The sequence below is a fragment of the Pseudomonas paraglycinae genome (assembly GCF_021601625.1).
Lineage (GTDB): Bacteria > Pseudomonadota > Gammaproteobacteria > Pseudomonadales > Pseudomonadaceae > Aquipseudomonas > Aquipseudomonas paraglycinae.
In genome coordinates this window covers 188421-214599 of sequence record NZ_BQHR01000003.1, presented here as the reverse complement: position 1 = coordinate 214599, position 26179 = coordinate 188421, and the positions used below count along the sequence as shown (strand labels likewise).

Below are 26179 nucleotides of genomic sequence, written 5' to 3'. Positions count from 1 at the left end.
CGAGAGCAATCGTGTCCCCTTCGTCTAAACCGTTCATCCCCGCCTTCGGCCTCGGCAATCCACACCTGCAAACCTTGTGGGGGCCGCTATGGCGTAAAACCGTGCACCTTGATCGCCAGCGCGAACGGCTGTGGCTGGACGACGGCGACTTCCTCGACCTCGACTGGCACGGCCCGCACAGCGCCGACGCGCCTCTAGTGCTGGTGCTGCACGGGCTGACCGGTTCTTCCAATTCGCCTTACGTCGCCGGAATCCAGGCAGCCCTCGCCGCGCAAGGCTGGGCCAGTGTTGCGCTGAACTGGCGCGGCTGCTCCGGCGAGCCGAATCTGTTGCCCCGCAGCTACCATTCCGGGGCCAGCGAAGACCTCGCCGAAACCATCCGCCATCTGAAAGCCAAGCGGCCATTGGCGCCGCTGTATGCGGTCGGCTATTCCCTCGGCGGCAATGTGTTGCTCAAGCATCTGGGGGAAACCGGCAGTGCCAGCGGCGTGCTCGGCGCGGTGGCGGTGTCGGTGCCGTTTCGCCTCGATCAATGTGCCGACCGTATCGGCCAGGGCTTCTCGAAGGTCTATCAGGCGCACTTCATGCGCGAGATGGTCGCCTACATCAAGAACAAGCAGCGCCAGTTCCAGCACGACGGGCGCGAGGATGGTCTCGCCGCACTGGCAGCCCTCGGCTCGCTGGAAAACATGCGCACTTTCTGGGATTTCGATGGCCGGGTGACCGCGCCGCTGCACGGTTTCGCCGATGCCGAGGATTACTATCGCCGCGCATCGAGCCGCTACTTTCTCGGCGAGATCCGCACGCCGACCCTGATCATTCAGGCGGCTGACGACCCGTTCGTGTTCCCCCACAGCCTGCCGCAGGCCAGCGAGCTGTCGGCCACGACGCAGTTCGAATTACAGAGCAAGGGCGGGCATGTCGGCTTTGTTGACGGCACGCTCCGCCAACCGGGTTATTACCTGGAGCGACGGATTCCGCAGTGGCTGGCCGACGCGGGGCGCGGGTGAAGTCATGAGCGATCAGGGCGAGTCGATCCGTTTCTGGCAGGCCGCGCCTCTGGCCGGGGTCGAGCTGTTGACCGCGCGCTACATCGAGCATCGTTTCGCCCCGCACGTCCACGACGGTTATGTGATCGGCATGATCATGGCCGGCGCCCAGCGCTACCGTTATCGCGGCGCCGAACACCTGGCGGGCAGCGGCACGCTGGTGCTGATCAATCCGGACGAAGTGCATAACGGCCACAAAGGCACGGAGGACGGCTGGCTGTACCGGGCGTTTTATCCCGACACAGGGCAGATCGTCGCGCTGCTGAATGAGCTGGAACTGCCGACCGCACCGATGCCGGCTTTCGGCGCGACGCTGTATCGCGATCCGGACCTGGTCAACGGTTTCTGTCAGTTGCATCGCTTGCTGGAAAGCCCCGCCACCGCGCTGCAACAGCAAACGGTGTGGCGCGAAATGATGATGTTGCTGTTACAGCGTCACGCAGCGGTGCAGATCAACGGCAATCCCGGCAAAGAGCACCGCGCGGTGGCGATGGCCAAGGAGTTGCTGCACGCGCAACTGGCGGCGCCGCCCTCGCTGGAAGAACTGGCGGCGGCCGTGAACCTCTCGCCCTTCCACTTTGCCCGGGTGTTCCGTCGCGCCACCGGCATGCCGCCGCACAGCTGGCTGATGCAGCAGCGGATCGCCTGCGCGCGTGGCTTGTTGCAGAGCGGCTGCCTGCCGGTGGAGGTCGCCACGCAGCTGGGATTTGCCGACCAGAGCCATCTGAGCCGGCAATTCAAACAGGTTTACGGCGTGGGGCCGGCGGCCTATCGCAGCGCGCGGCTGGATCGCTGAGCGATTACTCGCCCGTAGCGATACCGCGCGCAGGATCGTTGATCCACTCGCTCCACGATCCGGCATACAGCGAACCCAACGGATAACCCGCCAGGCACAGGGCGAACAGGTTGTGACACGCCGTCACCCCGGAGCCGCAGTAAGCCACCAGATCGTTCGGGGAACGCTCGCCGAGTTTCGCGGCGAAACGCTGCTTGAGCTGATCGGCCGGCAGGAAACGCCCGTCGCTGCCCAGGTTGTCGGTAAACGCCGCGCATTGCGCGCCGGGAATGTGCCCGGCGATCAGGTCGATCGGTTCCACTTCACCCTTGAAGCGCGGCAAGGCGCGGGCATCGAGCAGGGTCAGGGCCGGCTGGCCGAGGCGCTGCTGCAATTGCTCGGCGCTGAGCAGCAGGCTCATGTCCGGCTGGCCGCTGAAATTACCCCGGGCCGCTGACGGTGGATCAAGACTCAACGGCAGCCCCGCCGCATGCCAGGCCTTGAGCCCGCCATCGAGAATGAACACGCCGTCACGCTTGCCCAGCCACGCCAGCAACCACCAGGCCCGCGCCGCATAGGCGCCCGGGCCGTCGTCATACAAAACCACGTCGCTGTCGTTATTGATGCCGAACGCTTGCAGGCGTTCGATCAGCGCCGCCGGCTCCGGCAGCGGATGGCGACCGGTCACACCCTTGGTCACCGGGCCGCTGAGGTCGCGTTCAAGATCGGCGAAATGTGCCCCGGCAATGTGCCCCTCGGCGTAGCTGCGCTGGCCGTAATCCGGGTCTTCGAGGGCAAAACGGCAATCGAGAATCACCAGCCCCGGTTGCGCCTTGCGGGCATCCAGTGCGGTCGGGCTGATCAGTTGCGCAATCGGCATAGCGAACGACTCCAGTGAGGAAATGGAATTACGGTCTTTCTTCGAGGGCCTGGGCCAGCGGCACGTAGAACTCTTCGAACAAGGCGTTGACCTCATCGCGGGCCTGCTCGGTGACGAACCCTGCTTCCAGCACCAGCACCTGATACACGCCACGCTTGATGGCCTGCTCGCTGAGGTGATTGGAATTCTCCCGGGTCGTGCACAGGAAGCGCACCCAAGAGGTGAGGATGATCCACGCGTTGAGGGTGAGGGATTCGATCTGCACGCGGTCCATCTTCAGGATCCCGGCGGCAACGAAGCCTTCGTAGATCGCCGCGCCCTGGATCACGCAGCGCTGAGAGAAGCGCCGATAACGCCCGGCCAGGTCCGGATCGCTGTCGAGCAGGTGCTCGAGATCGCGGTGCAGGAAACGGTAGCGCCACATCGCCGACAGCAGTTCCTTGAGATAGAAACGCTTGTCTTCGACCGTCGCGGCACGGCCCTGGGGCGGACGCAGGAAGCTGTCCACCAGGCTTTCGTACTCACTGAACAATACGGCGATGATCGCCTGCTTGTTGGGGAAGTGGTAGTACAGATTGCCCGGAGAAATCTCCATATGGGCGGCGATGTGATTGGTGCTGATGCTGCGCTCGCCCTGCTGATTGAACAGCTCGAGGCTGTTCTGCACGATGCGCTCGCTGGTTTTGATCCGTGGGGCCATGGCTTGAGCTTTAATTCAGAGTGCGTTGGGGGGCATCTTACGACCTATCCGGAGCGGGATAAAACCAGGATGCGCAAGGAAGCCATTTGACTTTCTAGAGCATAGACTCTAAAAAGTTCCTCAAAACAACATCTCCGGAGCTGACAATGACTGCCGATATTGCCTACCTGCAAACGCTGCAACAGCCGCTGGAAGAGCTCAACCGGCTGTTCAACGCGCAGCGTGCCGCCTACGCCGCCAACCCGATGCCACCTGCAGCCCAGCGCCAGCAATGGCTCAAGGCCCTGCGCGATTTGCTGAGCAACGAACGGCAGGCCCTCATCGACGCGATCAGCTCCGATTTCAGCCACCGCAGCGCCGATGAAACCCTGCTCGCCGAACTGATGCCGAGCCTGCACGGCATTCACTACGCCAGCCGGCACATCAGCCAGTGGATGAAACCTTCGCGGCGCAAAGTGGGTGTGGCTTTCCAGCCGGCATCGGCGAAAGTCGTGTATCAGCCGCTGGGCGTTGTCGGCGTCATCGTGCCGTGGAACTACCCGCTGTTCCTGGCCATCGGCCCGTTGACCGGCGCGCTCGCGGCCGGCAACCGGGTGATGCTGAAACTCAGCGAATCGACCCCGGCCACCGGCCTGCTGCTCAAGGAACTGCTGGCGCGGATCTTCCCCGAAGATCTGGTGTGCGTGGTGCTCGGCGAGGCCGATGTCGGCGTGGCGTTTTCCAAGATGCGCTTCGACCACCTGCTGTTCACCGGCTCCACCAGCGTCGGCAAGCATGTGATGCGCGCAGCGGCAGAAAACCTGACACCGGTTACCCTGGAACTGGGCGGCAAATCCCCGGCCATCGTTTCCCACGACGTACCTCTCAAGGACGCCGCCGAACGCATCGCTTTCGGCAAGACCCTCAACGCCGGCCAGACCTGCGTGGCCCCGGACTACGTGCTTGTACCGGAGGAGCGCATCGGCGGTTTCGTCGAAGCCTATCGCCAGGCGGTGCGCGGGTTTTATCCGACGCTTGCCGACAACCCGGACTACACCGCAATCATCAACGAGCGCCAACTGGCGCGGCTCAACAGCTACCTCAGCGACGCCACCAGCAAGGGCGCGCTGCTGATTCCGCTGTTCGACCAGGGCCAGGGCCGGCGCATGCCGCACAGCCTGTTGCTGAATGTCAGCGACGAGATGACGGTGATGCAGGACGAAATCTTCGGCCCGCTGCTGCCGATCGTGCCGTATCAGGATCTGGATCAGGCATTTGCTTACATCAATCAGCGGCCACGTCCTCTGGCTCTTTACTACTTCGGCTACGACAAGCGCGAACAGAAGCGCGTACTCAGCGAAACCCATTCCGGTGGCGTCTGCCTCAACGACACGCTGCTGCACGTGGCGCAGGACGACATGCCGTTCGGCGGCATCGGCCCGTCGGGCATGGGCCATTACCACGGGCACGAGGGTTTCCTGACGTTCAGCAAGGCCAAGGGCGTGCTGGTCAAACAGCGCTTCAACGCGGCGAAGCTGATCTACCCGCCGTACGGCAAATCCATTCAGAAACTGATCCAGAAACTGTTCATTCGCTAACGTCACCGCCGGGTAATAACAACAATGCACCCAAGCCTGACCGAAACACCTGCCCTGTCGCGCCGTGGCCTGCTGAAATTCAGCCTGGGCGCCACGGCCTTCCTCGCCACTGCCGGCCTTGGTGCCAGCCTCAGCGGCTGTTCGTCGAGCGTATCGGCCAACGGATTCGCCACGTTGCGCAGCGGCGATCTGCTGTTTCTGCGCGCACTGATTCCAGTGATGCTGGATGGCGCCGTTGCTGTGGAAAAGCTGCCCGCCGCTGTCGATGGCACCCTGAAGTCGCTGGATTACAGCCTCGATCACCTGTCGCCGGAAATGCTCAAGCTCACCCGGCAACTGTTCGATGTGCTGGGCATGGCGGTGACGCGCGGGCCATTGACCGGAATCTGGGGCAGCTGGGAAAACGCCAGCCCCGAGGCGATCCGTCACTTTCTAGAACGCTGGGAAAACAGCGCGCTGAGCCTGCTGCGCATGGGCCACAGCTCATTGCTGCAAATGGTGATGATGGCCTGGTACACCCGCGCCGAATCCTGGGCCCATTGCGGTTACCCCGGCCCGCCCGCCGTTTGAGCCTGGCGACCCACGCATAACAATAATAAGAGAACCTGATCGATGCCCGTACCCGACCCGTTTCGCGAAGGCCTTGCCCGTGGCTGGAAAACCTACAACGGCGCGCAACTCACCGATGACCTGACTCTGGAAGCCGATGTCGTCATCATCGGCAGCGGCGCCGGTGGCGGCACTACGGCGGAAATCCTCAGCGCCGCCGGCTATAAAGTGCTGCTGATCGAAGAAGGCCCGCTCAAGACCAGCAGCGATTTCAAACTGCTGGAAGACCAGGCCTACAGCAGCCTCTACCAGGAAGGCATCGGCCGCATGAGCAAGGATGGCGCGATCACCATCCTTCAGGGCCGCGCGGTCGGCGGCACCACGCTGATCAACTGGACATCGAGTTTTCGCACGCCCGAGCCGACCCTCGAACACTGGGCCAAAGAACACAACGTCAAAGGCCACAGCCCCGCCGACATGGCGCCGTGGTTCGAAAAAATGGAGCAGCGTCTCGGCGTCGCCCCGTGGATGGTGCCGCCCAACGCCAACAACGACGTGATCCGCAAAGGCTGCGAACAACTTGGCTACAGCTGGCACGTGATCCCGCGCAACGTGCGCGGCTGCTGGAACCTCGGCTACTGCGGCATGGGCTGCCCGACCAACGCCAAGCAATCGATGATGGTCACGACCATTCCGGCAACCCTGGAAAAGGGCGGTGAACTGCTCTATCTGGCCCGGGCCGAAAAGCTGTTGATCAGCGGCGACAAGGTCACCGGCCTGCAATGCGTGGCGATGGACGAACGTTGCGTCGAGCCGACTGGACGCACGATCACCGTCAAGGCGCGGCATTACGTGCTGGCCGGCGGCGGGATCAACAGCCCGGCGCTGCTGATGCGTTCGGATGCACCGGATCCGCACAAACGGCTGGGCAAGCGCACCTTTCTGCATCTGGTGAACATGTCCGCAGGGCGTTTCGACGAGGTGATCAACCCGTTCTACGGTGCGCCGCAGTCGATCTACTCGGACCATTTCCAGTGGAAGGACGGCACTACCGGCCCGATGGCCTACAAACTCGAAGTACCGCCGCTGCACCCGGCGCTGGCCGCCACGTTGCTCGGTGGTTTCGGTCAGGAAAGCGCGCAACACATGGCGAACCTGCCGCATACCCACGCGATGCTCGCCCTGCTGCGCGACGGTTTTCACCCGGATAGCCAGGGCGGCAGCGTCGAATTGCGCGGTGACGGCTCGCCGGTGCTCGACTATCAGGTGTCGCCTTACACCTGGGAGGGTTTGCGCCGGTCTTTCCACAGCATGGCCGAGATCCAGTTCGCCGGCGGCGCCAAAGCGGTGATGCCGATGCACGCCGATGCCCGCTACGTGAACAGCCTGGCCGAGGCCCGCTCGTTGATCGACACCCTGAGTCTGGAGCTGTATCGCACCCGCCTGGGCAGCGCTCACGTCATGGGCGGTTGCGCCATGGGCGAGGACCCGAAAACAGCCGTCACCGACAGCCTCGGCCGCCATCATCAACTGAGCAATCTGTCGATTCATGACGGCTCTTTGTTCCCCACCAGCATCGGCGCCAACCCGCAGTTGTCGGTGTACGGTCTGACGGCGCAACTGGCGACATCCCTCGGCGAACGGTTGAGAAACCCGTGAAAAAGGCGAAAATTCCGATCGTCTATAGTGCTTTCTTACCCAACAGGCGACTTTCCCGACCGGGACGGCTGCGATACCATCCGACTCCCCAACGGATTCCCGCCAGGACGACGCGATGAACCGAGTGTTGTACCCAGGTACCTTCGACCCTATTACCAAGGGCCATGGCGATCTGGTCGAACGCGCCTCGCGCCTGTTCGACCACGTGATCATCGCCGTCGCCGCCAGCCCCAAGAAGAATCCGCTGTTCCCGCTGGAACAACGGGTCGAGCTGGCCCGCGAGGTCACCAAACACCTGCCGAACGTGGAAGTGGTCGGCTTCTCGACGCTGCTGGCGCATTTCGCCAAAGAGCAGAACGCCAACGTGTTCCTGCGTGGCCTGCGCGCGGTGTCGGACTTCGAATACGAATTCCAGCTGGCCAACATGAACCGCCAGTTGGCCCCGGATGTGGAGAGCCTGTTTCTCACCCCGTCCGAGCGTTATTCGTTCATTTCCTCGACCCTGGTGCGGGAAATCGCGGCCCTGGGCGGCGATATCAGCAAGTTCGTCCACCCGGCGGTAGCCGAAGCCCTGACCCTGCGCTTCAAGAAGTAACGACCGTTCAAACGGCGCCCGCGTGCACTACGGGCGCCAATGCGGCACAATTGCGCGCATTGATTCATAGCGCCCGGGCTCCCCGCCCCGGCTGGAGTTAGCATGTCCCTGATCATCACCGACGATTGCATCAACTGCGACGTCTGCGAACCCGAGTGCCCGAACGCCGCCATTTCCCAAGGCGAAGAGATCTACGTGATCGACCCGAACCTGTGCACCCAGTGCGTCGGCCACTACGACGAGCCGCAGTGCCAGCAGGTCTGCCCGGTGGATTGCATTCCACTGGACGAAGCTCATCCGGAGACTGAAGAACAGTTGATGGAGAAGTACCGCAAGATCACCGGCAAGGCTTGAGCCACTGAATCCGATCGCAGCCCCCGGCTGCGATCGCGTCATTCGCGCTGCTCGAATCCCTCCCCTGTGCAGCCCAGGCATCGCACGAACGCCGCTTTCGCCGGCGCCACCACCAGCGCCTCTCCCGCATCGCCAATCCCGCCACCCAGCGCGGTGAACGGCAACGACACGACGAACGCCCCGGCACCAATCACCGTTGCCACCACCAGCAATGGTCGGGCAATCAGCAGATCGCCGAGCATGGCGTAGGCCGGTGGATTCTGGATGGCGTAACGAGGGTCACCGCTGCCGCCTTCCGTGGCCTGAACGGTCAGGCTGAAGCACAGCAGCAGGGCGACGATGAGGGTTTGCAAGGACTTCATGGCACGATCCTTCGAGCTGAACAGTGAGACAACTCACTATAGACCGTAGGACTTTTTCGGACGCCCTGCTCAGCTTTGGCAGCGCGGACACCAGACGCTCGCGCGCTGGCCGAGCTTCATTTCCCGCAGGCCCGTGCCGCAGACCTTGCAGTGCTCGCCGCCGCGACCGTAGACAAACAGTTCCTGCTGGAAATACCCCGGCTGCCCGTCGCCACCGATGAAATCACGCAACGTGGTGCCGCCGCGCTCGATGGCGGCAGCGAGGATGCGTTTGATCTCGATCGCCAGCTTCAAATAGCGCGCCCGGGAAATGCCTTTGGCTTCGCGACGCGGATCGATACCGGCGGCGAACAGTGCTTCGGTCGCGTAGATATTGCCGACCCCCACCACCACCGCGTTGTCCATGATGAACGGCTTGACCGCCATCGAACGCCCGCGCGACAGCTGATACAAGCGCTCGCCATCGAACAGATCGGTCAACGGCTCCGGGCCCAGGCGAATCAGCAATTCGTGATTGAGCGGGTCGGTGCTCCAGAGCATCGCCCCGAAACGCCGCGGATCGGTGTAGCGCAGGGCCAGGCCCGACTCCAGTTCGATATCGACATGCTCATGCTTGGCCGCCGGTATCCCGACCTCCACCAGCCGCAGGTTGCCCGACATGCCCAAGTGGCTGATCAGCGTGCCGACCTCGGCGTTGATCAGCAGATACTTGGCGCGCCGCTCGACCAGCACAATGCGCTGCCCGGACAGCCGCACATCAAGGTCTTCGGGAATCGGCCAGCGCAAACGCCGGTCACGCACGATCACCCGGCTGACACGCTGGCCTTCCAGGTGCGGGGCAATACCGCGGCGGGTGGTTTCGACTTCCGGCAATTCAGGCATGAGTGTCTCGAATCAAGGGTCTTTTTAAATCAGTGCGCGCCAAGTTCGCGGATAGTCTGCTTCAACGTTTCAAAGTCGTAATCCGAGAGGCCGATGTATTCCAGTACCAGCGGCCCGACGGCCTGCCATTCGAAATCTTCGGTCTGGTTGCCCAGCACCCGGTACGACGCGCAGATGTGCTCGGCCATTTTCAGGATCGCCAGCAGGTTTTTCATCTGGCTGTTGCGCGAAGTTTCATCGCTGAAGATCGCCAAGGCATTGTGGTGGTTGGCGATCGCAGCGCTGACGTGCTCCGGGAGGCGCCACGACTTGGCGGTGTAATAACCGACCACCGAGTGGTTGGTGTTGTAGACGTCGTTCTCAGTGTCCACAACCCGGCGCTCGGCACTCGCGTTGGCATAGGCCTTCTCGAGCGTCGTCATGTAATCCGGAAAACGCTGAAGCATCAACGGAACGCCGCAGTCGTGGAACAGACCCAAGGCGTAAGCCTCGTCGCTCGCCTCGGTGCCAACGCGCTTGGCCAGGGTCAGGCAGGTCATGGCCACGTCCTGGGCGGTGTCCCAGAAACGGTTGAGGGTGACGATGGTGTCATCGTTCATTTCGCCCTTGATCGACATCGCGTTGATCAGATTGATGATCGAGCGACTGCCCAACAGATTCACCGCGCGCTTGATCGAGGTGATCTTGTTGCTCAGGCCGTAATAGGGCGAATTGACGATTTTCAGCAGCGAGCCGGACAGGCCAGGATCCTGGGAGATCAGCTTGGCGATCGTCTCCAGGTCGGGGTCGGGCATGTACTGCTCCATTTGCAGATCCACCATGATCTGCGGCTGCGCGGGCACGCTGATGCCTTGCAGGGACTGTTGAATCTGTTCGGTGGTCAGCTCTTGGGACATAAGTACACACTCTGGGACAGGCCGCGATTCTAACCTCTAAAAACCGACGGACGACACACCAGTGGGCAATTCGCAGGAACTTTCACTTTCCACCAGCCTTCGGAATCTGTAGTGCCCGGAGCAGTTCCCCATCTGTCGCGGGCAGTAATTCCAACAGACTCAGGAGCTTAACGATGGCCACTTCTCTCAGCGGCAAGCGCGTCGCTTTTCTGGTAACCGACGGTTTCGAGCAGGTTGAACTGACTGGCCCCAAAAAGGCACTGGAGCAGGCGGGAGCGCAGGTTGACATCCTCTCCGCCGAAGCCGGCAGCGTCAAAGGCTGGAATCACGATAAACCTGCGGACGACTTCAAGGTCGACCAGACCTTCCAGGGCGCAAGCATCGATCAATACGATGCCGTGGTGCTCCCGGGCGGTGTGCAGAACTCTGACACCATCCGCATCGACCAGGACGCCCAGCACCTGGTCAAGACCGGTGCGTCCGCCGGCAAGCCGATCGCAGTGATCTGTCATGGCAGCTGGCTGCTGATTTCGGCAGGGCTGGTCAATGGCAAGACCATGACCAGCTACAAGACCGTCAAGGACGATCTGGTGAATGCGGGGGCGAACTGGGTTGATCAGGAGGTAGTAAAAGACGGCCACCTGATCAGCAGCCGCCAGCCGGACGATATTCCGGCGTTCAGCAATGCGCTGATCGACGCGCTGTCGGCATAGAGCATAAGCGTATGGATACGGGGCGGGCCTGCTCGTGATGAGGTCAGCCGCGTTTCATCGCACGCCAAACCCGGCATAAGGCGCAACACGGTATACTCCCGCTCTTTTTTCCGGAGCGACGTCATGTCCCTGCCTAGCTTGCGCCTCAAAGCCAACGCCGACCGTCGCCTGCGCGCCGGTCACCTGTGGATCTACAGCAACGAAATCGACGTGGCCGCGACCCCGTTGCACGGCTTCAAGGCCGGCGACCAGGCGATCCTCGAAGCCGCCGGCGGCAAGCCGCTGGGCATCGTCGCCATGAGCCCGAACAACCTGATCTGCGCGCGTCTGCTGTCGCGCGACATCAAGCTGCCGCTGGACAAGTCGCTGCTGGTGCATCGCCTGAACGTAGCCCTGTCGCTGCGCGAGCGCCTGTTCGACAAGCCGTTCTATCGTCTGGTCTACGGCGATTCCGACCTGCTGCCGGGTCTGGTGGTCGACCGTTTCGGCGACATCCTCGTGGTGCAGCTCGCCTCGGCGACCATGGAAGCCCATAAAGATGACGTGATCGCGGCACTGACCCAGGTGCTCAAGCCAAGCGGCATCCTGTTCAAGAACGACTCCGCCGCGCGCGATGCCGAAGGCCTCGAGCGTTACACCGAAACCGTGTTCGGCGTGGTGCCGGAGTGGGTAGCGCTGGAAGAGAACGGCGTGAAGTTCGAAGCGCCAGTGGTTCAAGGTCAGAAAACCGGCTGGTTCTACGACCACCGCATGAACCGCGCCCGCCTGGCCCCTTACGCCAAAGGCAAACGCGTACTGGACCTCTACAGCTACATCGGTGGCTGGGGTGTGCAAGCGGCCGCATTCGGCGCCAGCGAAGTGTTCTGCGTCGACGCATCGGGCTTCGCCCTCGACGGCGTTGAGCGTAACGCCGCACTGAACGGCTTCGCCGACAAGATGACCTGTATCGAAGGCGACGTGTTCGAAGCCCTGAAAGAACTCAAGGCCAGCGAAGAGCGCTTCGACGTGATCGTTGCCGACCCGCCTGCGTTCATCAAGCGCAAGAAAGACCTGAAGAACGGTGAAGGCGCCTACCGTCGCCTGAACGAGCAAGCCATGCGCCTGCTCACCAAGGACGGCATCCTGTTCAGCGCTTCGTGCTCGATGCACCTGCCGGAAGACGACCTGCAGAACATCCTGCTGACCAGCGCCCGTCACCTGGACCGCAATATCCAGCTGCTGGAGCGTGGCGGTCAGGGTCCGGATCACCCGGTACACCCGGCCATCCCGGAAACCCGCTACATCAAGAGCATCACCTGCCGCCTGCTGCCGAACAGCTAACGGTATCGATGCGTATAAAGAAGGGGAGCCTGGGGCTCCCCTTCTTTTTGCCTTTAACGTTGCTTTCCTACACTTATTATCCTGCAGACTTGCAGGATATTTCCGCGAATACTTTATTTACTGAAATTTAACTTACACACCCATTTCCAGCCAAAGATCACTCCGACAAAATTACTGGATTATTCCTACTTAATATTTGCTTGCGATTAATCCATTACAAACTATTATTAAGTCGTCACCACGGAGGTGACACCAACTAACCACGAAGCAGCAACGAACAAGGAGTTCAATCATGAAAGCAATTACTCTGGAATCCCGCACCCTCGCAAATCTGGCTTTTCTGGTCGCACCTAAAGCCCGTTAAGTAAGGTGGGCGCTGGGTATAGCCGGCTACCCAGCGCCTCTGACAAAGCACCTATCCAGAGCAGCGTGCCCCAACATGCATATAAATCCTTATTTATTCATACTGCCACTAACGCCCGGCCAGATAGTCTGGAACTACAAAGACCATACTCAACATGAACTTGATCTTGAATATTCCTCCCGACTGGCGCAACTTGTCCACAACCCTGACTTATACGACAACAGCAACATAATAGATACACAGCTTTTAAATGCAGGAATACTGACTTCTTATAAAATCCCGGCGCCTGCCTGGGGCTGGGATGAACTGTCCAGGATCTACCATATCGGGACTCGGGACATTCCTTGCGAACACACTCCCCGAAACATTCAGGAATGGTCCAGGCAATATCTCGAACACTGCAACAAAGTGCTTGCCACTCCCCCGCCAGCCGACATCCCTGTGGATACCCGTCCGAACGCACTCATCGCCCTGCCCAAGCCGCTGGCACTGAATGACGACAGCCTGTCGAATTCACTGACCCGGCGAAAGACCTGCCGATCCTTCACTGGCGCTGCCGTGTCGCTGGATGATGTGGGCACCTTGCTTTACCTGTCACTCGGTTACCTGGGAGAACGCGAAACCGACTGCGACGACAGCATCGCCGAAGGACTGGGCGCGCGGCGCAGCAGCCCTTCCGGCGGTGGTCTCAATGCCTGTGCCGGGTTCGTGTTTGTACAGAACGTCGAGGAACTGGCACCTGGCGTGTATGCCTACCACCCCGCCGAACACGCCCTGAGCTTCATCAACCCTTTGCCCGACACCGCGCCCGGCAATCTGCTGGGGGGGCAGCATTTCATCAATAACCTGCCATTGGGGTTGTTCATCACCGCCCGCTTCGATCGCCTCTGGTGGAAATACCCGCACTCGCGCGCCTATCGAATGGCGTTCGTCGAAGCCGGGCACCTTTCGCAGACGTTTCAACTGGTGGCTACAGCACTGGGCATGAGCACCTGGCTCACAGGCGCGTTTTCCGATGAGCAGGTCGAAGCGTTGCTGAAGCTCGAGAACAGTGCGGAACAACCCTTGTTCTTTGTCGGTTGCGGGGAAAGCGACGGCCAGGCGATGTGTCAGGAAATGCGCGACCTGTTGCGTGAGGCACAGTCATGAGCACCCTCGCTCCGGAACCGGTCTTTCAGTTCACCCTGAGTGACTGGAACACCCGCGCCTCGGTCCGCACCAGCCCTCACGATTACCGCTTGCCGGACAACGTGCAGGAGCAACTCGAGACCCGGCACTGGTTTCCGCCGGCATTCCTGCCCTATCTGGCCCACCCGGCGATTGAAGCAGCGGGCCGCTCGATGCTGCACCGGCTTACGGCCCGGCATCTGGTGCATTTTCTCGACTACACCACGTTGCTCGAACACCGGATCGTCAATCGCGCCGTCGAAACCATCGTGCATGGCGAACTGCCGGTCGAGGTTCCGACGTCGATGAAAACCGCCGCGCTCCAGCTCTACACCGACGAGGGCTATCACGCCCTGTTTTCCAGTCAGGTGGCGGAGCAGATCGCCAGCCTCTACGCCATCACCGGGCGCCCGGTCATGCCCAGACGGATCACCCGGATGAACCTGCTGATTGCGCGCACCGCACAGGAGCAACGGCCGCTGGCGTGCTTTCTTCTGGGCTTCGTCTCGGAAACCATCATTGCCCGTGAACTGCTGGATGTCTGCCGCGACAGCTTGGTGTCCGGCGTCAACGACATGTTGCGCGATCACCTCACCGACGAAGCGCGCCACAGCCGCTATTTCACCGAAGTGTTCCACTACCTCTGGTTGCACCTGAACCCGCGACAGCGAACGTTCACCGCGACGACCTTGCTCGACATTCTGGAAATCTTCTTCGAAGTGGATGAGCACTGGCTGCAGGAAAGCCTCTGTGGCGCGGGCATTGCAAATACGACGGTGACGGACATTCTCGGCACGATGACATCGACCCAGGCCAGTCGACGGCGGGCACGCGCCGGCAGCCTCGCTACGTTGAACGCATTGAAGAAAGCCGGATTTTTCGCCGAACCTCAAAACCAGACACTATTTGCCAGGGCGGGACTGATCGATGGATGACGGACAATCTGTGGTGACCCGACGACAGCGGCGCGGGGCTGTCAGTCTTTTGCTGGCAATGGTGTTGCTCGGCGTCTTTCCACTGGATGTCCTGCTGCCTTCGTTCCCGGCACTGGCCGAACACTTTCGCCGCACCCCGGCGGACATCGCCCTGTCGATCAGCCTGTTTGCGGTCGGAATTGCCTTCGCCCAGTTGCTGATCGGGCCGCTGTCGGATGTGATCGGACGCAAGGGGCTGCTGCTCGCCGGCATGAGCGTTTCCATACTCGGCGCCCTCGGTTGCGTGATGACCTCGGACTATTCGCTGTTTCTGATGTTCCGGGTGTTGCAGGCGCTGGGCTGCGGTTGCTTCGTGCTGTCACAGGCGCTGGTGCAGGACCTGTTCGAAGGCGAAGAACGTGACCGCCTACGGATTTTAATGGTCACCGCCGGCGGGATTTTCATCTCGATATCGCCGCTGGCTGGCACCTTTCTTCAGGCGACGCTGGGCTGGCGCGGCAGCTTCTGGGTGTTCATCGCATTATCAGCCGCAGTGCTGCTCAAGGCCTGGCTGTTTCTGGAGAACACCCGACCTACCGCCACTGGCACACGTACGAACTTCCTCACGGCCTATCGACGGGTTCTGGGAGATTTCGACTTCGTCGGTTACTGGCTGATTTCAGCGTTTGCATTCGCCTGCCATTTCTCATTCATCGTGATCTCGCCGCTGATCTTCATGGATCGGCTGCAACTGTCCGCTTACGAATTTTCGTTGATCCTGCTGATCTACGGTGCGGCTTACGTCACCGGGGGGATCCTCGCCAGCGTGCTGAGCAGGCGCATCAACAGCGGCCAGCAGATGGTCGTCGGCCTGAGCCTGATCCTGTTCGCCGGCGTGACCATGCTGTACCTGTCGTCGAACTTTGCACTGGCTCCGGCGACCGTGCTGATCCCGATGCTGATCTGCACCGCCGGCACCACCATTGCCCGGCCGGCCGCCACGTCCCGGGCCATGAGTCTGTTTCCGGAAAACGCCGGCACGTCGGCCTCGGCCGGCAGCACGATCATTCTCATCTGCGGCGGCTTGATCAGTGCCTTGATCAGCCTGAGCCCGACCAATCTGCAATCCACGCTGGGCTACAGCTTCGTGATACTCAGCGGGGTGGCACTGGCGTTGAACGCGCGGATCAGTCGCCGCAGCGATCTCGTGGGGCAACCGGACAGCGATTAATCCTGCCGGTCGTCATCCCGCACGCTTCGTCAGCACTGGAACAACGCTTTGCGCCATTCCCTCCTGACGCCAGCGGTGTAGAATCGCGAGATTCATCGCCATTCATCCCCGGCGGGTTTATGAGCTCAGGCTGAGACCAGCGGCGATCCCGCAACGTCATCGGCAACATCAGGACACACGGCCATTTCTGAGTGTTCCAGACGTCAATAGAAGCTCACTCCCTTTTGATACCTGATTAGCCGCCCGGAGTGCTCCATGCCAGATTACCGCTCGAAAACATCCACCCACGGCCGCAACATGGCCGGCGCCCGCGCACTGTGGCGCGCCACCGGGATGAAAGATGACGACTTCAAGAAGCCGATCATCGCCATTGCCAACTCCTTCACCCAGTTCGTACCGGGCCACGTTCACCTGAAGGACCTGGGCCAACTGGTTGCCCGTGAGATCGAACGCGCTGGCGGCGTTGCAAAAGAATTCAACACCATCGCCGTTGACGACGGCATCGCCATGGGCCACGACGGCATGCTCTATTCGCTGCCGAGCCGCGAGATCATCGCCGACTCCGTCGAGTACATGGTCAACGCCCACTGCGCCGACGCCATCGTCTGCATCTCGAACTGCGACAAGATCACCCCCGGCATGCTGATGGCCGCCCTGCGCCTGAACATCCCGGTGATCTTCGTCTCCGGCGGCCCGATGGAAGCCGGCAAGACCAAACTGGCCAGCCACGGTCTCGACCTCGTCGACGCCATGGTGATCGCCGCCGACTCCAGCGCTTCTGACGAGAAGGTTGCCGAGTACGAGCGCAGCGCCTGCCCGACCTGCGGTTCGTGCTCCGGCATGTTCACCGCCAACTCGATGAACTGCCTGACCGAAGCCCTGGGCCTCGCACTGCCGGGCAACGGTTCGACCCTGGCCACCCACAGCGATCGCGAGCAGCTGTTCCTGCAGGCCGGCCGCACCATCGTCGAACTGTGCAAACGCTACTACGGCGAGAACGACGAGTCGGTACTGCCGCGCAACATCGCCAACTTCAAGGCGTTCGAGAACGCGATGATGCTCGACATCGCCATGGGCGGTTCGACCAACACCATCCTGCACTTGCTGGCCGCGGCCCAGGAAGCCGAGATCAACTTCGACCTGCGCGACATCGATCGTCTGTCGCGCAAGGTGCCGCAGCTGTGCAAGGTCGCGCCGAACATCCAGAAGTACCACATGGAAGACGTGCACCGCGCCGGCGGCATCTTCAGCATCCTCGGTTCGCTGGCCCGTGGCGGCCTGCTGCACACCGACCTGCCGACCGTGCACAGCCGCAGCATGGAAGAAGCCATCGCCAAGTGGGACATCACCCAGACCGACGATGAAGCCGTGCACCATTTCTTCAAGGCAGGCCCGGCCGGCATTCCGACGCAAACCGCGTTCAGCCAGTCGACCCGTTGGGAAACCCTGGACGACGACCGTGAAAACGGTTGCATCCGCAGCTTTGAACACGCCTATTCGAAAGAAGGCGGCTTGGCCGTGCTGTACGGCAACATCGCCCTGGACGGCTGCGTGGTGAAAACCGCCGGTGTTGACGAGTCGATCCACGTGTTCGAAGGCAACGCCAAGATCTTCGAAAGCCAGGACAGCGCCGTGCGCGGCATCCTCGCCGACGAAGTGAAGGAAGGCGACATCGTCATCATTCGCTACGAAGGCCCGAAAGGCGGCCCGGGCATGCAGGAAATGCTCTACCCGACCTCGTACCTGAAATCCAAAGGCCTGGGCAAAGCCTGCGCCCTGCTGACCGATGGCCGTTTCTCCGGCGGCACTTCCGGTCTGTCCATCGGCCACGCTTCGCCAGAGGCTGCGGCCGGCGGCGCGATCGGTCTGGTACAGGACGGCGACAAGGTGCTGATCGACATTCCGAACCGCTCGATCAACCTGTTGATCAGCGATGAAGAACTGGCGGCACGCCGGGTCGAGCAGGACAAGAAAGGCTGGAAACCGGTCGAACAGCGTCCACGCAAAGTGACCACCGCCCTCAAGGCCTACGCCCTGCTGGCGACCAGCGCCGACAAGGGTGCCGTGCGCAACAAGGCGATGCTCGACGGGCTGTGATGCTTAACCGTCGCGCATAAAAATGCCCCGCCAAGTGCGGGGCATTTTTTTGCCTTCAGGTTTTGATCGTTCCCACGCTCCCGCGTGGGAATGCCTCAAGGGACGCTCTGCGTCCAGTGACGCGGAGCGTCACGGGCTGCATTCCCACGCAGAGCGTGGGAACGATCGTCGCGCTCTGCTCGGGAGCGATCACCGTAGCAATTACTGGATTTCTTCAGGTTTGACGATCACCCAGTTCTTGTCCGCCGTCACCGGCAAACCTTCTTTCGCCTGGGCCGCCGCGTGCTTGGCCATCATGCCCTGAATCTGGGTCATGTACTTGTCCTTGCGATTGACCCACAAGTGAATGCCACCCTTGGCCACGTCCACATCGTGGAACAGCATGTAGCCGTCGCTGGTCGGTGTGTCGCCACCCACCAGTACCGGTTTTTTCCATTCGTCGATATAGGTCAGGATTGCCGCGTGCTTGCCGGCCATCCAGGTTGCCGGAGTCCACAGGTAGGGTGTCAGCTCGAGGCCGAGGTTGGCCTTCTCGTCATATTTGCCGGCGGTGATCTGCTTGCGCGCGGTGGTCAGCTCGCCGGTCTCGCGGTTCTTCAGCAACGTGGTCACGCCGATCACGTTCTGCGGTTTGACGTTGTAGCCATACTTCGGATCGGCCGCGACCATCCGCACCAGTTCTTCGGAGGCGGCGGTCATCACGTAGACTTCGATGCCGTTCTCCATCAGTTTGTTGTACAGCTCTTTCTGGCCAGTGAAGATCTTCGGCGGATTCACATCCAGATTCTTGACCACGTCACCTTCGTAATAAGTCGCCGGCACCGGTTTGCCCGAGGCCATCAGCTCATCGACGTAGCCCTTGAGTTCCTTGAGGGTGAAGCCGGAAAACACCTGCGCCACCCATGGGTAGCAGACCATGTCGTCGACTTCGCAGAGGCGGTAGTAGTAACTGAACAGGCTTTCCTTGTGGTCGGCGGTGTCCTTGAACGGCATCAGTTTCAGGGAGGGGTCGAGCTTGTCCCGGGTGATCAGGCCCTTGTTTTCCATGAACGGCAGCAACGACTCTTCGAGGTCGTAGCGGTAACTGGTGTTGTCCATGTCGAACACCGCGTAGTTACCTTTGTTGGCGTTGGCGGCGATCATCGCGTCCAGTGCCTTGGCCTGATCCGCGGGCCAGTGTTTCAGGTCGGTGGCGAATGCCTGAGTGGCCAGGCCCATCCCCACAGTCAGTGCGACAGCCAGAAATTTCGGTGCAAACTTCATTGGCGCTTCTCCCTGGGTCAAAGAAATCGACGCTAACAAATAAATGTGACAGTCCCCGTCTGTCAGCGACCGTCCACGTCCGTTTCGCGCCAGTTGCATCCCCGAGAACGACACCCCCTTATTCCAAAAACGACGGACGACCTTTGATTTCGGTATTAAATCATTGGAAATCAAACTGTTAGGCTTGAAGGTTAGCAACAGCCCCGGAAGGTTGTTGGCACAGTCTTTTCTGGAGTCCTCATGAATCTGCCCCTGATTCTCAACTTGCTGGTGTTCCTCGCCCTGCTCTTCGGCCTGGCGCAAACCCGTCACACCTCGTGGAGCCTGGCGAAAAAAGTCCTGCTCGCACTGGTGCTGGGCGTGGCATTCGGCGTCGCGCTGCACACGATTTACGGTGCCGGCAACCCGGTGTTGAAAGCCTCGATCGGCTGGTTCGATCTGGTCGGCAACGGTTACGTGCAACTGCTGCAAATGATCGTGATCCCGCTGGTATTCGCCTCGATCCTCAGTGCCGTGGCCCGTCTGCACAACGCTTCTTCGCTGGGCAAGATCAGCTTCCTGACCATCGGCACGCTGCTGTTCACCACCGCGATTGCGGCGCTGATCGGCATCGGCCTGACCAACCTGTTCGGCCTGACCGCCGAAGGCCTGGTTGCCGGCACGCAGGAAATGGCCCGTCTGCAAACCATTCAGACCGACTACGCGGGCAAGGTCGCCGACCTGAATGTGCCGCAACTGCTGCTGTCGTTCATCCCGCAGAACCCGTTCGCCGACCTGGCGCGGGCCAAGCCGACCTCGATCATCAGCGTGGTGATCTTCGCCGCGTTCCTGGGGGTTGCCGCGCTGCAACTGCTCAAGGATGACGTCGAGAAAGGTCAAAAAGTGATCAACGCCATCGACACCCTGCAGGCCTGGGTGATGCGTCTGGTGCGTCTGGTGATGAAGCTGACCCCGTACGGCGTGCTGGCGCTGATGACCAAAGTGGTCGCCGGTTCCAACCTGCAGGACATCATCAAGCTCGGCAGTTTCGTGGTGGTGTCGTACCTCGGTCTGGGCCTGATGTTCGTGGTACACGGTCTGCTGGTGTCGGCGGCCGGGATCAACCCGCTGCGCTTCTTCCGCAAGATCTGGCCGGTGCTGACATTCGCGTTCACCAGCCGCTCCAGCGCAGCGAGCATCCCGCTGAGCATCGAAGCGCAGACCCGTCGTCTGGGCATTCCGCAATCGGTGGCAAGCTTCGCTGCTTCGTTCGGCGCGACCATCGGCCAGAACGGCTGCGCCGGTCTGTACCCGGCGATGTTGGCGGTGATGGTTGCGCCAACCGTCGGCATCAACCCGCTGGATCCGCTGTGGATCGCGACGCTGGTGGCGATCGTGACCCTGAGTTCGGCTGGTGTGGCGGGCGTGGGTGGCGGTGCGACCTTCGCCGCGCTGATCGTGCTGCCGGCCATGGGCTTGCCGGTTTCGCTGGTGGCGTTGCTGATTTCGGTCGAGCCGCTGATCGACATGGGTCGTACGGCGCTGAACGTGAGCGGTTCGATCACCGCTGGCGCGATTACCAGCCAGGTGATGCAGCAGACCGACAAGGCACTGCTGGATGCCGATGAGCATGCGCAGCTAGCGAGCTAGCCAGCTGCAAGCTGCAAGCTGCAAGCTGCAAGAAGAGCATTCCAGCTTTTACTTGCGGCTTGCAGCTCGAAGCTTGTAGCTATCTTCTTTCCCAGACTTCGAAGTTGTAAGCCGGTTTGTCGCCTTCAGCCGGATTCGGCACGTTCGACACCAGCTTCCACTGGTTCAGATCGAACTCCGGAAACCACGCATCCCCTTCCGGGCTCAACGCCACACGGGTCAGATACAAACGATCCGCCTGCGCCAGCCCTTGCGCATACAACTGCGCCCCACCAATCAGCATCAACTCGTCGACGCCCTGCTCTTTCGCCCACGCTTCGGCGCGAACCACGGCGGCTTCCAGCGACGGATAGACTTCCGCGCCCTCCAGCACCAGACCGGCCTGACGGCTGACCACGATATTCAGACGGCCCGGCAAAGGACGCCCCAGCGAATCCCAGGTCTTGCGGCCCATGATGATCGGCTTGCCGAGCGTCGTGGCCTTGAAGTATTTGAAGTCACCCGGCAGGTGCCAGGGCATGCTGTTGTCGACGCCGATCACGCGGTTTTCACCGAGGGCTGCGATCAGGCTGAGGGGGAGTGATTTAGTCATGCCGGCGAGGATACCAGAGCCGCCCTTACCCCGATAAGCGCCACAGCGGTTATGCTCACGGCTCAATCAAGCAACGGGATGCCGCGTGACTGAACTGACTCCACTGCAAAACCTCTGGCTCACCGAAACCGTGCGCCTGCGCGAAGAACACGCAGGCCCGCTGGAGGATCTGGAAGCCAATCGCCTGGCCCGCGCGGCCGGCGGCGATCTGCCGGGACGCATTCAACGCCGCGCCCTGTGGCTGGCCGAGCGCGATGGTCTGACCTCTGCGCTCAAGCACTGGCTGCAAGGCGCACGCCTGGCGCTGGTGCTGCTGGCGATCTTCGCGGTACTGAGCGGTGCCGGTCTGGCCTTCGCTGCACTGGGCCAGACGCCGGTCAATGTGTTCTGGGCCCTGGGCAGTCTGCTCGGGCTGAACCTGATTCTGCTGTTGAGCTGGGTGCTGGGGCTGATCTTCGCTGGCGAACACGGCGCTACACTCGGCCGCTTGTGGCTGTGGCTCAGTGAAAAACTCGCCCGCGATGCCAAAGCTGCACAACTGGCGCCGGCCCTGCTGTTGATGCTGCAACGCAAGAAGCTCAATCGCTGGGCGCTCGGCTCGCTGGTCAATGCCCTGTGGTTGCTGGCGATGTTCAGCGCGCTGGTTTTGCTGCTGACGCTGATGGCGACCCGGCGCTACGGCTTCGTCTGGGAAACCACGATTCTCAGCGCCGACACGTTCATCAACATGACCCAGGCCCTCGGTGCCTTGCCGACGCTGCTGGGCTTCAACGTGCCAACCGTGGACATGATCCGCGCCAGCGGCGACACCGCACTGAATATCGAAAGCGCCCGCCAGGCCTGGGCGACCTGGCTGGTCGGTGTACTGGTAGTTTATGGCGTGCTGCCGCGTCTGCTATTGGCGCTGTTCTGCTTCTGGCGCTGGAACAGTGGCAAAGCTGCGCTGCGTCTCGACCTGAACCTGCCCGGCTACGCCCAACTGCGCGAACGCCTGATGCCGACCAGCGAACGCCTCGGCATCACCGACCCTGAGCCTGCGCAACTGCACCGCGTCGAAAGCACCGTCGGCGAACACGCCAGCGATGGCGCGTTGCTCGTGGCAATCGAACTTGACGATCAACACTCATGGCCGCCGACGCTGCCGAAAAACGTCAGCAACGCCGGCATCCTCGATAGTCGCGAATCGCGCAACAAACTGCTCGAACAGCTCAGCCGCTTCCCGCCGGCACGGCTGGCGATTGCCTGCGACCCGCGGCGTTCACCGGATCGCGGCAGCCTGGCACTGATCGCCGAGCTGGCGCGCAATGCCGCGGCGACCCGCGTCTGGTTATTGCAGGCGCCGCAAGGACAAGCGCTGGATGCCGAACGCCTCGGTGACTGGCACGTGGCGTTGCAACAACTGGAGTTGCCGTTCGCCGATTGCGCCCCGTTGAACTGGCTGGAGCACGGACATGACTGATGCCTGGAAAGCGCCGCTGAAACTGGCGGTGGTCGGCCACACCAACGTCGGCAAGACTTCGCTGTTGCGCACCCTGACCCGCGACGTCGGCTTCGGCGAAGTCTCCCATCGCCCGAGCACCACCCGGCATGTCGAAGGCGCTCGATTGTCGGTGGATGGCGAACCGTTGCTCGACCTCTATGACACGCCCGGCCTGGAAGACGCCATCGCCCTGCTGGATTTCCTCGAACGACTGGAACGTCCCGGCGAACGCCTCGACGGCCCGGCACGGCTGGCGCGGTTTCTCGACGGCAGCGAAGCGCGCCAGCGTTTCGAACAGGAAGCCAAAGTGTTGCGGCAGCTGCTCGAGTCCGATGCCGGCCTGTACGTAATCGACGCCCGCGAACCGGTGCTGGCCAAGTACCGCGATGAGCTGGAAGTGCTGGCCAGTTGTGGCAAGCCGTTGCTGCCGGTGCTGAATTTCGTCAGCAGCGCCAACCACCGCGAGCCGGACTGGCGCGAAGCGCTGGCGCGTCTGGGCCTGCATGCGCTGGTGCGTTTCGACAGCGTCGCCCCGCCCGAGGACGGTGAGCGGCGGCTGTATGAAAGCCTCGCACTGTTGCTGGAAAACGCCCGCCCACAACTTGAACGCCTGATCGCCGATCAACAGGCCCAGCGCCTCGCCCGCGAGCAAAGCGCCGCACGCCTGATTGCCGAATTGCTGATCGACTGCGCTGCGTGCCGACGCAGTGTGGCGAGCAACGCCGAGCAGGAACAACAGGCCATCAGCGAACTGCGCAAAGCCGTGCGTCAACGCGAACAGAAGTGCGTCGAGGCGCTGCTGAAGCTCTACGCCTTCCGCCCGCAGGACGCCGCCGCCAGCGATCTACCGTTGCTCGACGGACGTTGGGGCGATGACCTGTTCAACCCGGAAACCCTCAAGCAACTCGGCGTGCGGGTCGGCGGCGGGATTGCGGCCGGTGCAGCGGCCGGTGCGGGTGTGGATTTGCTGGTCGGCGGCATCACCCTAGGCGCCGCCGCGCTGGCCGGCGCCATTGCCGGCGGCGCCCTGCAAACCGCCCGCAGCTATGGCAACCGCTTGATCGGCAAGATCAAGGGGCAGCGGGAGCTGACGGTCGACGACAACGTGTTGCGCCTGTTGGCCCTGCGTCAGCGGCAACTGTTGCAAGCGCTGAATGCCCGCGGCCATGCGGCGATGGATGCCGTTCAGGTGGCGACGCCGCAGGACAAGACCTGGCGCGAGGGCAAGTTGCCGGAAGCACTGAACAAGGCGCGGGCGCATCCGCAATGGTCTTCGCTGAATCCGCATCCGAAGCTGAATCAGGCGGAGCGGCAGGAGCAGATTGAGTCGTTGGTCGGGAAGGTGCTTGAGCTTTAGATCCGCGCCCTCACCCGGTCGACAACAAAACTTCAGCCTTGCGCTTGAGAACGGCAAGATCCATCACCGGCACCGCCATTTCCTTCGCCAGTTCATCCCACTGGCGCATTCGCAGGCTGACGGCGCACAACGGATCCTGCTCGAACGCATCCGCTTCAGCCTCGGTCATCACCCCGCCCTGATATTCCAGGGTGCGGCGGCTGGCTTCGCTCAAGCGGTCGTAATAGCCCGATTCCCTGAGCGTCAGATAGCGCTTGGCCTGGACGTGATATTCCACCAGTCGCGCCAGGCGTTCGCTGAAGCCGGCCTCACGCAAGTAATCCGCGCCGAGGCGTTCGTGGCTGACCACGCCGTAACCGCCCATGTTCTCTGCGCCGTCGGCACACAAGTGGCCGATGTCGTGGAAGAACGCGGCAAGCACCACTTCGTCGTCGAAGCCTTCGGCGATGGCCAGTTGCGCCGCCTGGGACATGTGCTCGATCTGCGACACCGGTTCGCCGATGTAGTCGCTGGCGCCGAAGCGCTCATAGAGGCCGAACACCCGGTCGATGACTTGCTCGTGACTCAACATCAGTGCTCTCCAAAAAGCTGTGCAACATTGCGCTCGGCCATGGCCGGGCCGACGCTCATGCCGACGCCGCTGTGCATCAGCGCCACACTCAGCCCCGGCGCCGGACGCAGGAACGAAAACGGCCCCGGACCCCGGGAACCATAGACGCCCTGCCAGCGCTCGACCACCTGCACCTTGCAACCGAGAGTCTGTTCGGCCAGTTCGAGCATCCAGTTGTCGACCTGCTCGGCGTTGAACGGTGATGGATCGCTGCCGTAATGGTGCGAGTCGCCGATGATCAGTTCGCCATACGGCGTCGGGCTGATCAGCAGGTGAATGCCGTTTTCCTGCAAGTGCGGTTGCTCGCGCAGGATTTGCGCCTGCACTGCGGCCGCTTCCGGCAGATCGGCGAAGGCGCCGTAATGCACGCAGCTGAGGCCGGTGAGCAAGGCATGTTGCAGGTTCAGGTCGATCTGCGGCCGGGCGCGGAGCATTTGCAGTCGGCAGATTTGCGGGTCGAGGGCGGCAATCGGCTCGGCCAGCAAGGTCTGATAATCGTGGCCGGAGCAGACGATGATCTGCTTGGCGGAGAATGTGCCGGCAGTACTTTGCAGGCGCCCAGGCTCGACGTCGCGAACCAGCTTCGAGAAGTGAAACTCGACGTCGAGCTCGCGGCGCAGGTATTCGATCAGCGCCGGAATCGCTTCCCGGGAATACAGCTGTTGGTCGTCCATACCGTGCAGCGCGGCGCGGTGATGGCTGAACTGGCCGCCGTACAGATCGCGCAGCGCGGCACCGCGCAGCAGTTCGACGCGGTAGTCGTGCTCGACGGCGCGTCCGGCGCAGAAGGCTTCGAGCAAGTGCTCTTCGGCTTCGGTGCGGGCGAACAGGTACGAGCCGTTGCGCTTGAGTTGCAGGCCGGCGAGCTGCGCCCACTGGCCCCAGATGTCGCGGCTGGCTTTGGCCAGTTCGAGCATCGGGCCTGGTGGCTGGCCGGTGACCAGGGCCTGGCCGAAGTTGCGTACCGAGGCGCCAATGGGCGTGGCGGTGCGCTCGAAAACCGTGACCTTGAGACCGCGCCGGGCGGCGGCCCAGGCGTGGGACAGACCCAGGATGCCGGCGCCGACGATCAGCAAGTCTTTGTGTTGTGTCATGCAGCTACCTCAATGATCGTTCCCACGCTCTGCGTGGGAATGAATACCGTGACGCTCTGCGTCACAGAGG

Annotated in this window: 25 protein-coding genes; 16 read left to right on the top strand and 9 right to left on the bottom strand. The window is 61.9% G+C overall.

The annotated features are described in order from the left end of the window. The first annotated feature begins 11 nt into the window (after positions 1-11). Both L6D82_RS05615 and L6D82_RS05610 read left to right on the top strand, forming a co-directional pair. Positions 12-1010 carry a hydrolase gene (locus L6D82_RS05615; RefSeq protein WP_102716713.1) on the top strand — a complete coding sequence of 333 codons (999 nt, stop codon included), beginning with the start codon at positions 12-14 and terminating at the stop codon, positions 1008-1010. A 4-nt stretch (positions 1011-1014) separates the two neighbouring features. After that, positions 1015-1845, top strand: a complete 831-nt coding sequence (locus L6D82_RS05610) for an AraC family transcriptional regulator (protein ID WP_102716712.1) — start codon at positions 1015-1017, stop codon at positions 1843-1845. A 4-nt stretch (positions 1846-1849) separates the two neighbouring features. Here L6D82_RS05610 and L6D82_RS05605 read toward each other — a convergent pair whose 3' ends face one another. Next, a complete protein-coding gene (locus L6D82_RS05605) occupies positions 1850-2704 on the bottom strand; it encodes a sulfurtransferase (RefSeq protein WP_236188297.1) in 855 nt (284 codons plus the stop codon). Positions 2705-2732: 28 nt separating this feature from the next. Further along, positions 2733-3404, bottom strand: a complete 672-nt coding sequence (locus L6D82_RS05600) for a TetR/AcrR family transcriptional regulator (protein ID WP_007953407.1) — start codon at positions 3402-3404, stop codon at positions 2733-2735. A gap of 146 nt (positions 3405-3550) precedes the next feature. Between L6D82_RS05600 and L6D82_RS05595 the strand changes: the two genes are divergently transcribed. The 5 genes from L6D82_RS05595 to L6D82_RS05575 all read left to right on the top strand — a co-directional run bounded on the left by L6D82_RS05595 (position 3551) and on the right by L6D82_RS05575 (position 8138). After that, on the top strand, positions 3551-4981 hold the full coding sequence (locus L6D82_RS05595; protein WP_102685786.1) for a coniferyl aldehyde dehydrogenase: 1431 nt from the start codon (positions 3551-3553) through the stop codon (positions 4979-4981). A 24-nt stretch (positions 4982-5005) separates the two neighbouring features. Continuing rightward, positions 5006-5551, top strand: coding sequence for a twin-arginine translocation pathway signal protein (locus L6D82_RS05590; RefSeq protein WP_236188295.1), 546 nt, complete (start codon positions 5006-5008; stop codon positions 5549-5551). 42 nt (positions 5552-5593) lie between these two features. Then, a complete protein-coding gene (locus tag L6D82_RS05585) occupies positions 5594-7189 on the top strand; it encodes a GMC family oxidoreductase (protein ID WP_102685788.1) in 1596 nt (531 codons plus the stop codon). A 115-nt stretch (positions 7190-7304) separates the two neighbouring features. Then, complete coding sequence (coaD, locus tag L6D82_RS05580) at positions 7305-7784, top strand: pantetheine-phosphate adenylyltransferase (protein WP_007953414.1); 480 nt, start codon at positions 7305-7307, stop codon at positions 7782-7784. Positions 7785-7886: 102 nt separating this feature from the next. Then, positions 7887-8138, top strand: a complete 252-nt coding sequence (locus L6D82_RS05575) for a YfhL family 4Fe-4S dicluster ferredoxin (RefSeq protein WP_003195146.1) — start codon at positions 7887-7889, stop codon at positions 8136-8138. Between the two features lie 38 nt (positions 8139-8176). On the opposite strand, the gene L6D82_RS05570 is transcribed toward L6D82_RS05575, so the two are convergent. The 3 genes from L6D82_RS05570 to L6D82_RS05560 form a co-directional block, all read right to left on the bottom strand. Continuing rightward, positions 8177-8500 carry a hypothetical protein gene (locus L6D82_RS05570; RefSeq protein WP_007953415.1) on the bottom strand — a complete coding sequence of 108 codons (324 nt, stop codon included), beginning with the start codon at positions 8498-8500 and terminating at the stop codon, positions 8177-8179. 69 nt (positions 8501-8569) lie between these two features. Further along, a complete protein-coding gene (gene mutM, locus L6D82_RS05565; RefSeq protein WP_236188294.1) occupies positions 8570-9382 on the bottom strand; it encodes a bifunctional DNA-formamidopyrimidine glycosylase/DNA-(apurinic or apyrimidinic site) lyase in 813 nt (270 codons plus the stop codon). A gap of 29 nt (positions 9383-9411) precedes the next feature. Further along, complete coding sequence (locus L6D82_RS05560; RefSeq protein WP_176247728.1) at positions 9412-10224, bottom strand: HDOD domain-containing protein; 813 nt, start codon at positions 10222-10224, stop codon at positions 9412-9414. 227 nt (positions 10225-10451) lie between these two features. Here L6D82_RS05560 and L6D82_RS05555 point away from each other — a divergent pair, with 227 nt between their 5' ends. The 6 genes from L6D82_RS05555 (at position 10452) to ilvD (ending at position 18084) form a co-directional block, all read left to right on the top strand. Continuing rightward, a complete protein-coding gene (locus L6D82_RS05555; protein ID WP_085746705.1) occupies positions 10452-10991 on the top strand; it encodes a type 1 glutamine amidotransferase domain-containing protein in 540 nt (179 codons plus the stop codon). Positions 10992-11114: 123 nt separating this feature from the next. After that, entirely contained in the window at positions 11115-12311 is a 1197-nt protein-coding gene (locus L6D82_RS05550) for a class I SAM-dependent rRNA methyltransferase (RefSeq protein WP_085746706.1), read from the top strand. Positions 12312-12750: 439 nt separating this feature from the next. Then, positions 12751-13824, top strand: a complete 1074-nt coding sequence (locus L6D82_RS05545) for a SagB family peptide dehydrogenase (protein ID WP_236188293.1) — start codon at positions 12751-12753, stop codon at positions 13822-13824. Continuing rightward, positions 13821-14777 (top strand): diiron oxygenase, encoded by a 957-nt coding sequence (locus tag L6D82_RS05540; RefSeq protein ID WP_236188292.1) that lies wholly within the window; start codon positions 13821-13823, stop codon positions 14775-14777. The genes L6D82_RS05545 and L6D82_RS05540 overlap by 4 nt, the downstream gene beginning before the upstream one ends. Further along, positions 14770-15987, top strand: coding sequence for a multidrug effflux MFS transporter (locus L6D82_RS05535; protein ID WP_236188291.1), 1218 nt, complete (start codon positions 14770-14772; stop codon positions 15985-15987). Before L6D82_RS05540 ends, L6D82_RS05535 begins: the two co-directional genes overlap by 8 nt. A 255-nt stretch (positions 15988-16242) precedes the next feature. After that, the gene (gene ilvD / locus L6D82_RS05530; protein ID WP_085746710.1) at positions 16243-18084 is read left to right on the top strand and encodes a dihydroxy-acid dehydratase; all 1842 of its coding nucleotides are present in this window, start codon (positions 16243-16245) and stop codon (positions 18082-18084) included. Between the two features lie 201 nt (positions 18085-18285). On the opposite strand, the gene L6D82_RS05525 is transcribed toward ilvD, so the two are convergent. Then, positions 18286-19347 (bottom strand): HAD family hydrolase, encoded by a 1062-nt coding sequence (locus tag L6D82_RS05525; protein ID WP_085605918.1) that lies wholly within the window; start codon positions 19345-19347, stop codon positions 18286-18288. 240 nt (positions 19348-19587) lie between these two features. On the opposite strand from L6D82_RS05525, the gene L6D82_RS05520 reads away from it, so the two are divergent. Further along, entirely contained in the window at positions 19588-20976 is a 1389-nt protein-coding gene (locus tag L6D82_RS05520; protein WP_102685795.1) for an L-cystine transporter, read from the top strand. A gap of 79 nt (positions 20977-21055) precedes the next feature. On the opposite strand, the gene L6D82_RS05515 is transcribed toward L6D82_RS05520, so the two are convergent. Next, positions 21056-21568, bottom strand: a complete 513-nt coding sequence (locus L6D82_RS05515; protein WP_102685796.1) for a dihydrofolate reductase — start codon at positions 21566-21568, stop codon at positions 21056-21058. Between the two features lie 85 nt (positions 21569-21653). Here L6D82_RS05515 and L6D82_RS05510 point away from each other — a divergent pair, with 85 nt between their 5' ends. After that, positions 21654-23027 carry a DUF2868 domain-containing protein gene (locus L6D82_RS05510; protein ID WP_236188290.1) on the top strand — a complete coding sequence of 458 codons (1374 nt, stop codon included), beginning with the start codon at positions 21654-21656 and terminating at the stop codon, positions 23025-23027. After that, a complete protein-coding gene (locus tag L6D82_RS05505) occupies positions 23020-24405 on the top strand; it encodes a GTPase/DUF3482 domain-containing protein (RefSeq protein ID WP_236188288.1) in 1386 nt (461 codons plus the stop codon). The genes L6D82_RS05510 and L6D82_RS05505 overlap by 8 nt, the downstream gene beginning before the upstream one ends. A gap of 10 nt (positions 24406-24415) precedes the next feature. Here the strand turns inward: L6D82_RS05505 and L6D82_RS05500 are convergent, their stop codons facing one another. Continuing rightward, on the bottom strand, positions 24416-24976 hold the full coding sequence (locus L6D82_RS05500) for a phosphonate degradation HD-domain oxygenase (protein ID WP_236188286.1): 561 nt from the start codon (positions 24974-24976) through the stop codon (positions 24416-24418). Further along, positions 24976-26109, bottom strand: coding sequence for a TIGR03364 family FAD-dependent oxidoreductase (locus L6D82_RS05495; RefSeq protein ID WP_236188285.1), 1134 nt, complete (start codon positions 26107-26109; stop codon positions 24976-24978). The genes L6D82_RS05500 and L6D82_RS05495 overlap by 1 nt, the downstream gene beginning before the upstream one ends. Positions 26110-26179: the final 70 nt, after the last annotated feature.

Bases quoted from the DNA above. Each gene is read 5' to 3' on its own strand.
- L6D82_RS05610 (WP_102716712.1), top strand. From the start codon at position 1,015: ATGAGCGATCAGGGCGAGTCGATCCGTTTCTGGCAGGCCGCGCCTCTG.
- L6D82_RS05605 (WP_236188297.1), bottom strand. From the start codon at position 2,704: ATGCCGATTGCGCAACTGATCAGCCCGACCGCACTGGATGCCCGCAAG.
- L6D82_RS05600 (WP_007953407.1), bottom strand. From the start codon at position 3,404: ATGGCCCCACGGATCAAAACCAGCGAGCGCATCGTGCAGAACAGCCTC.
- L6D82_RS05595 (WP_102685786.1), top strand. From the start codon at position 3,551: ATGACTGCCGATATTGCCTACCTGCAAACGCTGCAACAGCCGCTGGAA.
- L6D82_RS05590 (WP_236188295.1), top strand. From the start codon at position 5,006: ATGCACCCAAGCCTGACCGAAACACCTGCCCTGTCGCGCCGTGGCCTG.
- L6D82_RS05585 (WP_102685788.1), top strand. From the start codon at position 5,594: ATGCCCGTACCCGACCCGTTTCGCGAAGGCCTTGCCCGTGGCTGGAAA.
- coaD (WP_007953414.1), top strand. From the start codon at position 7,305: ATGAACCGAGTGTTGTACCCAGGTACCTTCGACCCTATTACCAAGGGC.
- L6D82_RS05575 (WP_003195146.1), top strand. From the start codon at position 7,887: ATGTCCCTGATCATCACCGACGATTGCATCAACTGCGACGTCTGCGAA.
- L6D82_RS05570 (WP_007953415.1), bottom strand. From the start codon at position 8,500: ATGAAGTCCTTGCAAACCCTCATCGTCGCCCTGCTGCTGTGCTTCAGC.
- mutM (WP_236188294.1), bottom strand. From the start codon at position 9,382: ATGCCTGAATTGCCGGAAGTCGAAACCACCCGCCGCGGTATTGCCCCG.
- L6D82_RS05555 (WP_085746705.1), top strand. From the start codon at position 10,452: ATGGCCACTTCTCTCAGCGGCAAGCGCGTCGCTTTTCTGGTAACCGAC.
- L6D82_RS05550 (WP_085746706.1), top strand. From the start codon at position 11,115: ATGTCCCTGCCTAGCTTGCGCCTCAAAGCCAACGCCGACCGTCGCCTG.
- L6D82_RS05545 (WP_236188293.1), top strand. From the start codon at position 12,751: ATGCATATAAATCCTTATTTATTCATACTGCCACTAACGCCCGGCCAG.
- L6D82_RS05540 (WP_236188292.1), top strand. From the start codon at position 13,821: ATGAGCACCCTCGCTCCGGAACCGGTCTTTCAGTTCACCCTGAGTGAC.
- L6D82_RS05535 (WP_236188291.1), top strand. From the start codon at position 14,770: ATGGATGACGGACAATCTGTGGTGACCCGACGACAGCGGCGCGGGGCT.
- ilvD (WP_085746710.1), top strand. From the start codon at position 16,243: ATGCCAGATTACCGCTCGAAAACATCCACCCACGGCCGCAACATGGCC.
- L6D82_RS05525 (WP_085605918.1), bottom strand. From the start codon at position 19,347: ATGAAGTTTGCACCGAAATTTCTGGCTGTCGCACTGACTGTGGGGATG.
- L6D82_RS05520 (WP_102685795.1), top strand. From the start codon at position 19,588: ATGAATCTGCCCCTGATTCTCAACTTGCTGGTGTTCCTCGCCCTGCTC.
- L6D82_RS05515 (WP_102685796.1), bottom strand. From the start codon at position 21,568: ATGACTAAATCACTCCCCCTCAGCCTGATCGCAGCCCTCGGTGAAAAC.
- L6D82_RS05505 (WP_236188288.1), top strand. From the start codon at position 23,020: ATGACTGATGCCTGGAAAGCGCCGCTGAAACTGGCGGTGGTCGGCCAC.
- L6D82_RS05500 (WP_236188286.1), bottom strand. From the start codon at position 24,976: ATGTTGAGTCACGAGCAAGTCATCGACCGGGTGTTCGGCCTCTATGAG.
- L6D82_RS05495 (WP_236188285.1), bottom strand. From the start codon at position 26,109: ATGACACAACACAAAGACTTGCTGATCGTCGGCGCCGGCATCCTGGGT.